8 protein-coding genes are annotated in these 13160 nt (G+C 46.2%); all 8 read right to left on the bottom strand.

Features of this window, described 5'->3' with window-relative positions; all coding sequences use genetic code 11:
* Positions 1 to 130: 130 nt before the first annotated feature.
* On the bottom strand, positions 131 to 1798 hold the full coding sequence (locus H8744_RS04075) for an arylsulfatase (protein ID WP_369411051.1): 1668 nt from the start codon (positions 1796 to 1798) through the stop codon (positions 131 to 133).
* Between the two features lie 18 nt (positions 1799 to 1816).
* Entirely contained in the window at positions 1817 to 3226 is a 1410-nt protein-coding gene (locus H8744_RS04070) for a sulfatase family protein (protein ID WP_262433622.1), read from the bottom strand.
* Positions 3227 to 3253: 27 nt separating this feature from the next.
* On the bottom strand, positions 3254 to 4864 hold the full coding sequence (locus tag H8744_RS04065; protein ID WP_262433621.1) for an arylsulfatase: 1611 nt from the start codon (positions 4862 to 4864) through the stop codon (positions 3254 to 3256).
* 15 nt (positions 4865 to 4879) lie between these two features.
* Positions 4880 to 6433 carry a sulfatase family protein gene (locus H8744_RS04060; RefSeq protein ID WP_262433620.1) on the bottom strand — a complete coding sequence of 518 codons (1554 nt, stop codon included), beginning with the start codon at positions 6431 to 6433 and terminating at the stop codon, positions 4880 to 4882.
* A 16-nt stretch (positions 6434 to 6449) separates the two neighbouring features.
* Complete coding sequence (locus tag H8744_RS04055; RefSeq protein ID WP_262433619.1) at positions 6450 to 7577, bottom strand: family 43 glycosylhydrolase; 1128 nt, start codon at positions 7575 to 7577, stop codon at positions 6450 to 6452.
* Positions 7578 to 7600: 23 nt separating this feature from the next.
* Positions 7601 to 9094 carry a sulfatase family protein gene (locus H8744_RS04050; RefSeq protein ID WP_262433618.1) on the bottom strand — a complete coding sequence of 498 codons (1494 nt, stop codon included), beginning with the start codon at positions 9092 to 9094 and terminating at the stop codon, positions 7601 to 7603.
* A gap of 26 nt (positions 9095 to 9120) precedes the next feature.
* The gene (locus H8744_RS04045; RefSeq protein WP_262433617.1) at positions 9121 to 11319 is read right to left on the bottom strand and encodes a glycoside hydrolase family 2 protein; all 2199 of its coding nucleotides are present in this window, start codon (positions 11317 to 11319) and stop codon (positions 9121 to 9123) included.
* A gap of 192 nt (positions 11320 to 11511) precedes the next feature.
* Positions 11512 to 13041: a sulfatase family protein gene (locus tag H8744_RS04040; RefSeq protein WP_262433616.1), complete on the bottom strand. Its 1530-nt coding sequence runs from the start codon at positions 13039 to 13041 to the stop codon at positions 11512 to 11514.
* Between the last annotated feature and the right edge of the window lie 119 nt (positions 13042 to 13160).

Raw genomic sequence — 13160 nt, 5'->3', positions numbered from 1 at the left:
TTTTAAAAGGGTTGTATTCGACTGCAAAGAAAGTATATTCTTTTGTAAATACGTCCTACTGAAGAGATAAAAAATACCCTCTGTCCGGGTATGAACCGAACAGAGGGTAATCTAGTCCATTGATATTCGTTTATCTTGTTTTGTATTCTTTGAATTTCAATTTGCTTTGCTTGTTGCTTTCGTTCCAAAATTTGGGGAAGTAAAGAACGTCGCTGCGGTCTGCCCATTCGAAGTAGGCTTCTTCCAGCTCTTTTACTTTTTCCGGATATTTGGCGGACAAGTCGTTTTGTTCCGTTCGGTCTTCACGGATGTTATACAGTTCCCAATTATCTTGTTTGCAATAGGCGGATACCAGTTTCCAGTCACCTTTGCGAACCATTCTGTTACCTTCGTGTTCGGCATAAATGTAACGTTCAGGAAGTTGCTTGCCTTCTACGATTGGTAAAAGTGAAGTTCCCACAGCCGGAGCAATGGTACGTCCTTGATAGGTCTTGGGATATTCTGCCTTTGCCAGATCGAGGCAAGTGGACATGATATCGACAAACTGTGCCGGTTGATGGTCGATGCCTCCTTTGTTCTTCACGTTCTTGCCCCAGTTGATGATGCAGGGAGTGGAGATGCCGCCTTCATGAGCAAAATGCTTGTAAAGGGTGAACGGAGTACAGCATACATTTGCCCATCCGGTTCCGTAATGGTGGTAAGTACCCGGCAAACCCATCTGGTCGAGTTCTTCGCCTACGTGCGTGTGGTGGTTCAGGCCGCTGTGTTTGTCGAAACCGAATTCAGTCCATTCGGCACAGGCTCCGTTGTCGGACATAAAGATGATAAATGTATTATCAAGTTCCCCGTTCTTTTTCAGGGTGTTCATGACACGGCCGATGTTTTGGTCCATGATATCTACCATGGCTGCAAAGATAGACATGCGGCGTGCAAGGTCTGTCTGCTGATCTTTAGTCAGTGAATCCCATGCCGGAAGCTCGTAGTTCGGTCCTTTGAACATGAAGCTTTCCGGAACGATGCCGCGGGGGCTCAATTGGGGATTTCCCTGCATGAGTCCTAGCTTTACGATTCTTTTCCAACGTGCATCACGTATTTTGTCCCAGCCTTGCATATAGGTTTTCATGTATTTGTCCGTCATTTCTTTCGGAGCATGAAGAGGAAAATGAGGGGCGTTGTAAGCCAGATACAGGAACAAGGGTTGTTTTTCGTCATTTGCCTGATTGATGAAATCTATGGCATAATCCGTGATTACATTGGTGGCATAAAACTCTCCTTCGGCATACTGACGTGGGGTACGGTCTTCGGGTAGACGTGAATAAACTTTGGGATTCCAAAATGAGTCGAAACCTCCCAAAAGTCCGAAATACTCTTGGAAACCGCGCTGTATAGGGTTTACTTTACCCAAGTGCCATTTTCCAGCCATCGCTGTGAAATAGCCGTTGTCCTTCAGAACTTCAGCGATGGTTACGTTGTCCGATTCGGAACGGAAACCGGAATAACCACGAGGCCAGTTGGGATGATTGCCTGTCATGTGCCCCAACCCCGTCTGATGAGGATAGAGTCCGGTCAAAAGATTGGCACGGGAAGGACAACTGCGGGCACTGTTGTATAATTGTGTCATGCGTACTCCTTTTTTTGCCATGCCATCCAGTACGGGAGTATGTATTTCTCCTCCGAAACAGCCCAAATCGGAAAATCCCAGGTCATCTGCAAGGATGATAATTATATTCGGTTTTTCCTGTGCGGATATACTTGCACCAAGTGCCAGTGTACCAGCGAGTAATAAATGCTTTTTCATCATGTATTTGTTTGAGTATTATTTTTTATTCTTTTTCTTGTTTACTTCCCGGGCTTGGTGAACCTGATGCGGGGTCGGTCCGTTCAGGGGATAAGGTGCATAATCGAGTGACTCATCATCCCCCTCTTCTTCCAGCCATTTGTCCAGCAAATCGGACATTTTCTTCAGTTCCTTTTTATATTTCGGATCATCTGCCAGATTGTGCCGTTCTCCCGGGTCTTTTTTCAGATCGTACAATTCGATTGCCGGTCTGCGGTAATAACGGTCGATGATGGCGGCTGCCTGTTTGTCGTTCCGTGCCACTTCATCCCAGGAATCCCAATAGGCTCCTGCACCGTCTTTGCGCAGAATATCGGAGTGATTGGAATGGTAGCAATCGGGAAGTAAGTTGCGAATATACTTAAAACGTTCGTTACGCACGGCACGAATGGGATAAAGATTAAAGTCGCCATCGCTATTGTGCGTAGTGAAGATTAAATCCCGGTGCTTTTTTGTATTGCCCAGTAAGACCGGAGCAAAAGAGCGGCCATCCACATCGTCGGATACTTTGCCCCCTGCAAGGTCTATCAGAGTGGGCATGAAGTCTATCCAACTAATCATAGCATTACTGCGCACGCCTGCTTCGATTTGTCCCGGCCATCTGACAATGAACGGTACTCTGACACCCAGTTCATACAGGTTCCATTTGCCGAATGGCCATTGACATCCGTGGTCGGCACTGTAAATGAAGACGAAATTATTGTTACCGAAATAATCGGTAGCCATCTGGTCGATTTCCGTCATCGTTTTATCCATCCGGGTGATGTCCGACAGATAACGTGCCCAATGTTCACGTGTTTCCTTGGTATCGATCAAGTAATCGGGCAGATTAACTTCGGCCGGATTGTAAATGCTCTCTTTCCCCCAAGGTACATGTGGCCTGTGATCGCCTACCATCAGGCAAAGCGGCTTTTTGGAAGTTCTTTTTTTCAGGTATGCCGATACGGATTCGGACAGTTTTGTATCACTGTTCCAATTGTACCATTCAAGCTCATCAAAACCGCATAGTTCCGCGTGTTTCTTACCGTGGGCTATTTTACCGAAGGCAACCACTTCGTATCCTTGTTCTTGCAATTGCTTGACCATCTTCTGACTTTCGGGGCGCGGAAGCCGATGATTGCCTACTGCTCCGTTGTGTACGGGAATCATTCCACTCAAAAGAGCAGCTCGGCTGGGACCGGATGCGGGAGAAGCGATGTATGCATTCTCGAACAACATGCCTTGGTCAGCAAGTTCCTGCATCTTGGGTGTCTTGATGAAGGTATCTCCGTAAGGTTCACTTTGTGCGCAACCATGGTCATCTGCCAAGTAGACAACAATATTCGGCTTTTCTTGTGCATAAAGTGAAGAAGCCAGCAGCAGACCTGCTGTAATAGGAATTGCTTTCATATGCTTTTTTGTTTTATTCGGAATTAGTTAATTCGTTTGTTCTTTGTCACCTGCATGTTTGGGAAGTACGAAATGACGGGCGGCCCATTGATCCCATTCCTTGATCAGTTTATGAAGTAACTCAGGATTTTGTGCCGCCAAGTTATGTTTCTCTGTGCGATCTTTTTCGATATTGAAAAGTTCCCATACCGTGCCGGTCTGGTCGCGAACTGCTTTCCATTCGCCATAGCGGATGGCACGGTTACCCTGATGTTCCCAATACATGTATTCGTGTAATGAATCGGTTTTCTTCTCAATGGCGGGGAACAAGCTTGTGCCTGCCAGCGGATAGATCGGGTTGCCTCCGTGATAGGTCTGGGGATAGCTGGCTCCGGTGGCTTCCAATACAGTCGGCATGATATCGGGCAGATATCCGGGGACACGGCATAGCTCTCCTTTTCCGTTTCCTAATCCTTTTTGCCATGAAACGATGAGTGGAGTGGAAATACCTCCTTCGTAGGAACGGCATTTATATTTCCGGAACGGAGTGTTGGAGGTTTGTGCCCAGGCTCTTCCGTACGATGGCATTCCGCTGTGTGAGGGGTTGTTGATATCTTCCTGCTTGCCGCCTCCCAGCTCTTCATAGGGTTCGGCACAAGCTCCGTTGTCCGAGAGGAAAAAAATCAGGGTGTTATCGAGTTTATTGTTCTTCTTCAAACATTCGATCACTTTTCCTACATTGTAGTCGACGCAGTGTACTTGTGCTGCATAGACAGCCATGCGATAGGCTGATTCGTCCTTTTCTTTTTCCGTCAGTTCATCCCAGGAACGGTTTTCCCATTCAGCGAAACCTACGTTTTTGTCTATGATTCCCATCTTAGCCATGCGTTTGTAGCGTGCTTGGCGGATTTTATCCCAGCCTTTGGAACGGTATAGCTTTGTGAACTTCTGGATGTCCGCTTCTTTTGCCTGTAATGGCCAGTGGGGAGCATTGAATGCCAAATAGAGGAAGAAAGGATTATCATCTTTCTGCTCATTGACGAATTGAACAGCATGGTCGGCAAAAGCATCCGTGGTATAATAGGGAGCCTCCGGTGCCGGCAGTTTGGTGTTGTCCATGGTCAATCCGCGGCCACCGTCCGGTCTCAGGTAACTACATGCACCTGCCAATATACCGTAGAAGCGTTCGAAACCTCTTTGCAACGGCCATTTCTCTTGTCCGTGCATCCCCAGATGCCATTTACCTGCCATATAGGTATGATAACCGCTTTCTTTCAGTACTTCCGCGATGGTAACACATCTCCGGTTGAGGAAACCTTTGTAGCCGTCCGTGCCCCAATCGTTTTTGTCTTTATCACCATTCTTTTTTTGGGAACCGGGATCTTCGGACATTTGTCCGATGCCTGCCTGATGTTGAAATAGTCCTGTCATCAGGCTGGCTCTTGCCGGGCAAGAACGGGAAGTGTTGTAGAATTGGGTGAAACGGGTTCCGGTAGACGCCAGCTTATCAATATTTGGAGTCAGAACCTCTCCTCCATAACAGCCGATATCGGAATATCCCATGTCATCGACAAGGATAATTACTACATTGGGCTTTTCCTGTGCCCAAACGAAAGGCGTCAAAAGCAGTGGCGCTGCTGCAAATATTCTTTTGTTCATGATACGTTTCCTTTATTAGTCGGTGAAATGATAATTGTATGGATTCTGCTTGAAGTGATATCTGTTTCTTGGGATTGGTAGTGGGTCTTGCAACCTCAGATTCCAAGTTATCAGGGCTTCTATCAGTTCCATTTGCTTATCGGCATATTTCTTATTTCCGAAAAGATTGTTGATTTCGGACGGATCGTTCTTGAGGTTGTATAGTTCACCTCTGCCGTAATTATCCATGATTAGCTTCCAGTCGTCTTTACGGATCATGCGTTGAGTGCCGCTTTGTGTCCATGTATTCAGTTCGTCGCAGTAAGCGATTTTACCGGGAGTCAATGCTCCTTCTTCTGCAAAGGTCAACGGCTCATTAAGTGTGAAGTCTTCTCCTCCGAATCCCTGTTCGACGATGATGCTGGCAAATTCTTTCTTTGGGTATTCTTGTCCTGTAAGCATAGGCCACAAGCTTCTGCCTTGTACTCCAACGGGTATATCGGTGCCGATAGCGGTACATAAAGTGGGGAATATATCTGCCAGGGAAACATGGGCGTCCATCGGTTGTTTTTGTTGTTTGATGCCATAACCTGCCCATACCATCGGGATACGGGTGAGGCATTCGGGTGTCCCGGCACCTTTGCGAATCAATCCGTATTCACCGCAGTAATCACCGTGGTCGGCAAGGATGATAAAGATGGTGTTCTCGTATTTTCCTTCTGCTTTCAGTGTTTCTATCATACGCTTCACCTGGTCGTCTATGAGGCGGATCATACCCATATAATTGCCTCTCAAGCGGGGGAGATCTCTTTGCAGATCGGGGCAGGAGGCGTCTTCCAGTTGAGATAGGATCTGATATTTGTCACTCTTTTTAGGGAGGTCTTTACGGGTAGTGCGAGGTTGTGGAATTTTATCGGGAGCAAACATTGAATAATAAGGTTCGCATACCTGATAAGGGTTATGAGGTTCAGCGAATGAAACCCATAAGAAGAACGGTTCATCTGCTTTTTGTTGGCCGATCCAGTCCAAAGCTTCGTTGACGATGGTGGTAGGCTGTTGCTGTTCCAACGGGATAGGGGAAGGTTCCAACCATTGTCCGCGGGCTTGTTGATTGAGAAAACGGGCAAGTTCTTTTTCTTCAGGCGTATTCTTTTTGCCTTTACCCCAATGCCCGTAGTCTATCCAGTAGTCCATATCACTAGCTTTCAGGTAGGAATGGTTCTTGCCCACCAGGGCTGTTTTGTATCCGTTTTCTTTCAAGACGGTCACCATATCCTTGTTGTAATATACATCGGGTACATTATGGTTGGTGCGTACATGGGTTGCCGAAGGAAAACGCCCGGTAAACATCGAACAGCGTGCCGGGGCACTTGCCGGGGCTACGGTGTAAGCCTTGTCGAACCAGACGTTCTGATGAGCTAATGAGTCAGCGAATGGAGTGATAGCCATCGGAAAGCCTTCTCTGCCGCAAAGGTCGGCACGTTGCTGGTCGGTCATGATCAGCACGATATTGGGCTTCGTAGTCTGTGCAAATGTTGAAGCACCAACAGCGGCAAGAGCCGCTGTAAGAGGTAAATATAGGTTTTTCATATAAATAGTCTTTCTATTAAAATTTCTGTACTTCGTCTGGTCCGGGAGTCGCGTAGTCCGGATCGATGGCGCGAATGTAGACATCACCGTCTTTCTGTATCTTTACTTCCAAAGGAACGATGGTGGTACCTTGTTCGTTGATGGTCTGGGCTGTTTCGCTCAGGTCTTTTGTCTGGATACCATTTTTGGGCAGAGGCGGTACATTACCGTTGAAGAAGGCGGTACACCACCATTTGCCGTCTTTATCCATAAAGGGTGTTCCATGTCCGAGGAATCGTCCTACGAAACGGCGTTCGCTGTACGGTCCGGTTATGTTATCGGAGGTGCAATAGTATAAGTTGTAGGAACCTTTTCGTCCCTGATCGGTAGACCATGCTGTTCCGAAGTGTACATACTTCTTTCCGATTTTTTTCAATGTGGCACCTTCGTGGCCGATGACGCGGTTGGAAGGATCGATGCGGACAGGATCGGCTGCCAATCCGGTAAATCCGGGCTTTAACGGAGCGATCAACGTATTGCTCCAAGTCATATACCAAGTGCCGTCATCATCGCGGAACAAGGAAGGGTCGTGTTTGTCTCTGACATCTTTTCCCATCGGGAATTCAAGCTTGTTGCTCTTTCCGAGATTGTCCATGATAATGAGGTTGGCGCCATTTTTAACCGGACTGGGTGAAGTATGGACAGCTACCCATTTGCCATCTGCGTAATACATTTCGGGTGCCCAAAGGAACCACTCTTCTTTGGGAGTGTTTTTGAAGGCTTCCGGCTGTTGCTGTGCCCAGAACCCCCTGTCAAGGGAGAACGGTTCGCCTACGTATTCCCAATTGGCAAGGTCTTTACTCTTCCATACACGAACTTGGTAACCTACGAGGCTGGGCTTTAATCCCAGTTTCTTGGCTTGTGGTGATAGTCCGAGATTGTATTTATCCTCTATCTCCCGTTTGTCTCCATTCGTGGGAGTGGTTCCGGTCAAGTAATAAAATCCGTCCGGTGCCAGATAAATGTATGGGTCGCGTATCCAGCCCGGTTTCAAATACACGGCTTTATCGTGTTTCTTCACGGCTTTCAGAATCTCTTTTGGGTTTTGGGCTGTTGCTGCTAGTGAAAAGACAAGCAATGCCATTAGTAAAAATTTCTTTTTCATGGTAGTATTATTTATGAATTTTATTATTGTTGTTTAAAAGGACCTTTGGCAGCAGCCTGTATGCATCTCTCTTCATCCACCCATTTTCCGCGGTACCAACTACAGGGCTTGAATTCATCTTTGAGTTCATGCATTTTTGTTTGCATCTGCTTTCTCATCCTTTTCAATATTTTATCATATTCCCTGTGGTTGACCAGGTTTTGGGTCTGTCTCGGATCAGCTATATTGTCGAATAAAAGTTCGGAACCGTCAATCAAATACCGTGCATAAGTATATTGTTTGTCGCGAACTGCTCTCCACTCATGTCCGTCTTTCCATTGATAGGTATGTCCCATGCCTTGCATGAAAGCAAACTCAGGTTCTCTGCATTTCTTGCCAAGGGCAAGAGGAGAGAGGTCGGTTCCTTCTACTGATTCCGGTATGGGGAGATCCATCAGGCTAAGAAGTGACGGCATGATGTCGGGGGTATTCAGGCAGGCATCGATTTCTTGTCCTGCTTTGATCTTTCCTTTCCAGCGTACCATGAACGGGACTCGGGCTGCGCTGTCATAGAATATCATCTTATAGACACGGCCGTTTTCTCCGAACATTTCTCCATGATCCGAGAAAAAGACAATGATCGTATTCTCATCTAGATTTAGCTCCGATACTTTAGCCATCAGGTCGCCTAGGTAATCGTCAATGCTGGATACCATCGAATAGTACACCCGTTTCATTTCGGGAATGTTCTTCTTCCAGTAATCGATCCAGCGTTTCGGATCGGTATTGCGGTCCATATATTTATCCGGTGTGTCGCTCCAGTTGGAAGGGAGGGCAAAAGGTACATTGGCATAACGTTGATAATATTTTGCCGGAACATTGTCTTTTGTCCATGGATCATGCGGAACTCCTACCGAGAGGAATAAGGCAAAAGGTTTCTTTTCCCCACTCAACCGATCTAACGAGCGGATAGCCATCTTAAATTGTTCTTCTGGTTCGTAGGTTCCTTGCCCGTAATAGATTTTCTCCTTCTTGTCTTCATAGTAATAGGAGTTCATGTTCTCATGATGGAAATTGTATGCTTTCCATTCTCCGTTGAATCCCAGGCGGTCGGGACCTTTCGGAATGAAAGCGCATTCGTCCGAAGAATGATCGGAGCAATTGCCATACATGTGCCATTTGCCGATATAGGCTGTGTTGTATCCATTTTCTGTCAGTACGTGTCCGATGGCTCGCTGATTGGGGTTCAGACGAAGCTCATTGATCACCATGCCTGTGCTGGATGAATATTTTCCGGTAAACAGGGAAGCCCTTGCTGCAGCGGATACCGGGGTAACGGCTACTGCATTGGTGAAATCCGCACTTTCGGATTTGAACCGGTCAATGTTCGGAGTACGGGCAATCTCGTCTCCCCGGCAACTGAATACGTCATTGCGTAATTGATCGGTGATGACAAATATCAAATTAGGGTGTTCCTGCTGTGCGGCAGCAGGAACACCGGCTAATAGGGAAAGAGTCACAAACCAACTTCGTTTCATATTATAGACGTAATATAAACAAGTTCTTAATCAATAGCTTGCAATCCGTAATCAAACAGTTTGTCGTTTTGGGCATCACATTCCACTTTCAATGTGTTTTTTCCTACCTTCAGGTATGGGATGTAATCGCTCAGATTGAACTGGTTGTACTGACGAGTCTGTCTTACATTCTGATCCAATACGCGATGACCGTTAAGCCATACAGTAGTATTACCGCTCATGTTCAACCAGATCATCAGATTGGAAGGTATCTTATTCAATGTAAATTCTTCAGTTGAAGTCACATTTGTTTTCTGTTTTATATTAACCGGGAAGCTAACTTTCTGAGCTGGTGCTGAGCCATATTGGAACAGATGTGTCGTCTTGCCGTAGCGTGCATCTGCTATCAGATTGTTTACTGCCGATGTTTTAGCATTGTACAATTCGGAATGAATGGCATGTAACATAGGTGCCGGAATCTTTATAACTTCGCGGTCGTAAGTGATCAAACCGTTTACTTCACCTTCCACATCGGTTGTCTGTGTATAAATAGCAGCACTCAGTCCTGTAGCTGCCAAGGTACGTAGGTCGTACATCAGGCGTGTATAGTCGTTGATCAGTGTATTGGATTCGTTAATGGTCTTATAACCCCAGTTGCGCATACTTGCATTCCAGAGATGTTCTTTCAAAGGAAGTCCCAATCCACCGAATTCGCCCAGTACGGATACTCTCTCGCCACAATCTTTGGGCAATGGCATGGATGCTGCCGGATAGTTATGATAATCGTAGAAATGTCCTACGCCACGGTCTGCCCAACCGCTGACTCCGTTGATCAGACGGGTTTTGTCGTAATCCATCACCCAATTAACGATACGCGGAGTATCATATTGTCCCCAGCCTTCATTAAATACTACCCAGGTGGTGATACAGGGGAAGAATCCCAGTTGATCGATCATCCTTTTCAACTCACTTTCCCATTCCTGTGCGCTTTCGGCAGGCCGGCTTTCCCAGTCTTTGGCTGCACCCGGTTTCACATGTTCCTGTGCTTTATTCTGGCTGCTCATGCCCGATGACATATCTTGCCAGATCATGATGCCCAGTGAGTCAGCGTAATAGTAATACAGTGCTGGTTCCATTTTGATATGTTTGCGCAGTGAATTGAATCCCATCTCTTTCAAGGTTTCCATATCCCAACGCATGGCTTCTGCCGTAGGAGGTGTATGGAGTCCGTCAGGCCACCAGCCTTGATCCAATGTTCCATACTGGAAAATCGGTTCGTTGTTGAGGCAGATACGCATGTATCCTTTTTCATCTCTTGCTTTGGATACTTTACGCATGGCAAAGTAGCTGTCCACTTTGTCCAGGGTCTTATTGCCGCGTTTCAAGGTCATTTCCAGTTGATAGAGATGAGGGGTGGCCGGAGTCCAGAGTTTCGGTTCGGGAATGTTCAAAGTAAGTTCCGGTTGGTAAGCCATCTCTTTGGTAAGGATGGTTTTGCCTCCGTCTTTTACGCTAATCTGCAACTTATCGCTTTTTGAAGTATTGCTGACCGCTGTCTTTAACGTTACTGAACGGTGATCGATATCTGCTACCGGAGTAACGGAAGCAATGTGGCTTTTATTCACCGGTTCCAACCATACGGTCTGCCAGATACCTGATACGGGAGTGTACCAGATGCCTTGTTGATTCAGTTGTTGTTTTCCTCTTGCCTGTGAGCCGAAGTCCGTGGGGTCCCATACGGAAACAACCAGTTCCTGTTTCCCTGAACCTTTCAGGCATTTTGTGATGTCGAAGGAGAAGGCATCGAAACCACCTTTGTGTGTTCCGGCCTGTTTGCCGTTTACCCATACGGTCGTTTCCCAGTCTACTGCACCGAAATGTAACAGGATGTTTTCGCCCTTCCAATCGGTAGGGATTTCAAATGTTGTTTTATACCAGATTTTGTCCTCGGGACGAACTGTTTTACCTACTCCCGAGAGGGATGATTCGACACAGAAAGGAACCAATATTTCTCCGCTATATGTTTTGGGAGCTTTTTCATTTTTACCTATTATGGTGTATTGCCACAGTCCGTTCAGGTTTTGCCAATCTGCTCTGCGGAGCTGAGGACGGGGATATTCTTTCCAGACGTTATCCGGGGTTACCTCTTTCGCCCAACGGGTTTTGATTTTGTCACCCACCGGCTCCCAAGCCAAGCAGGGAATTACGTAAAGCAGCATTGCTATTAAAATCCAATTTTGTTTCATGGTTAATAATTTATGGTTTATAATTAGTTTGTATATTCTTTTTGTTATTGTCAGATATCCTTTTTGCCCTTGTTTTCTTCCTCACCGATGAACGACCTCTTCATCGGTGAGGAAGGGGGTGTTGGTCGGTGAGGAACGATGCCTTCATCGGTGATCTCCGACCTCCTCCTCGGTGGCCTTAATTCCTTCCTTTCATTTTTCCATTAACAGCTTGATCTGAGGCCAATTATCCATACTGTCGTTTGACTGCTTAGCTCCTTTGGTAGAGCGTCCGTTCACGATATATCTTTTCATCTCATCCGTAAGTTTTTTTACTATGTCCGGGTGTTGCTCCACTACATTTTGTGTTTCGGACGGATCGTTTTTCATATCATATAATTGCATGGCAGGCAGGGTGGCTATATACTCTGCATCTTTAGGAAGTGAAGGGAAACACCAACCACCGGAACCTCCCCAGAAAATTAGTTTCCAACGGTCGTTCCTGATAGAGAAAAAGCCTTCTCCCGAATGATGTACGATGTAATCTCTCTTCGAGTGCCCGTTACCTTTGAGAATCGGCCATATTGAGTAACTGTCTTCCGCCACGTTGTTCGCTATCTTGGTATGACACATCTGTGCAAAAGTAGCATAGAAATCTGCCAGACAAACCAACTCGTTGTTGATCACACCTTGGTGGCGTTTGCCCCAAGAGATAATTAACGGAAGGCGGTGACCACCGTCGTAGATATCGGATTTGGCTCCTCTATATATATAGCTGGGATAATGTCCTTTTTTCTCCATGCCTTTCATGTCTGCATAGGGGGCGCACCCATTGTCTGTAGTAAATATGACAATCGTGTTTTCGTCCAGTCCTTTTTCTTTTAAGGTGGTCCGGATACGGCCTACTATGTCATCTACCATCAGCACGAAATCTCCATAAGGTGATAAACCTGATTTCCCTTGGAACTCCGCTGAAGGGAGGATAGGGGTATGAGGAGCTGTGAGGGGAAGATATAGAAAAAAGGGCTGTTGTTTCCGTTGCGGATCATTCAAAAAATCGATTGCATGTTCTCTTAGGTTGACCAGGCAGGTCTCCGGTTCAAAATCTGCACCTAGAGGTCCTTCCCTGAATAGTTCAATACCTTTACGCTCTTTAGCTGTGCGGTTTGGAGCAGCAGTAATTGTGTTGTTTTCTACATATACATAAGGTGGCATATCCAATGATGCCGATATGCCGAAGAAATAATCAAAACCTCTTTCGGTCGGACCTTCTGTAATGGGGCGGTTGAAATCGACTTTATCATTTTCATCTTTGCTCCAATTCCATCCCAGATGCCATTTACCTATACAGGCAGTACTGTATCCGTTGTTCCTGAAAAGAGTACCCAGCGTGGGACGGTCAGCTGCTATAATAGGTTTGCCGTATCCTCCGATTACTCCTTTCTTTAAAGTGGTACGGAAGGCATAACGACCTGTCAGTAGGGCATACCGTGACGGTGTGCTTAAAGAAGATGAGGAGTGTGCATCGGTGAAGGTGATCCCTTGCTGCGCCATTGCATCGATGTTGGGAGTATGAATCTTTGAATTCTCATTCAGTACGGAGACATCTCCATATCCCATGTCATCTGCCAGGATAAGTATGACGTTCGGTTGAGATGTTTTATCTGTGATGCTGTCAGCGGCTTTAATTCCGGTACCTGTGAGTAGGATGGAAGCTGATACGATAATGTGTCTTTTGTTCATAAGTGCAGGGTATTAGTTTTCTGATTGCAAAGTTTGCGAAAATAGAGGGGAAGAGGAAAAACAAACCACTCAATTAATAGAAGAAACCGACCATTAGCCCTTTCGGATAGGGTAAATGG

The organism is Jilunia laotingensis (assembly GCF_014385165.1).
In the GTDB taxonomy this organism is placed as follows: Bacteria; Bacteroidota; Bacteroidia; order Bacteroidales; family Bacteroidaceae; genus Bacteroides; species Bacteroides laotingensis.
The sequence above is the reverse complement of the archived record's forward strand: the minus strand, read 5'-3'. Positions and strand labels throughout refer to the sequence as shown.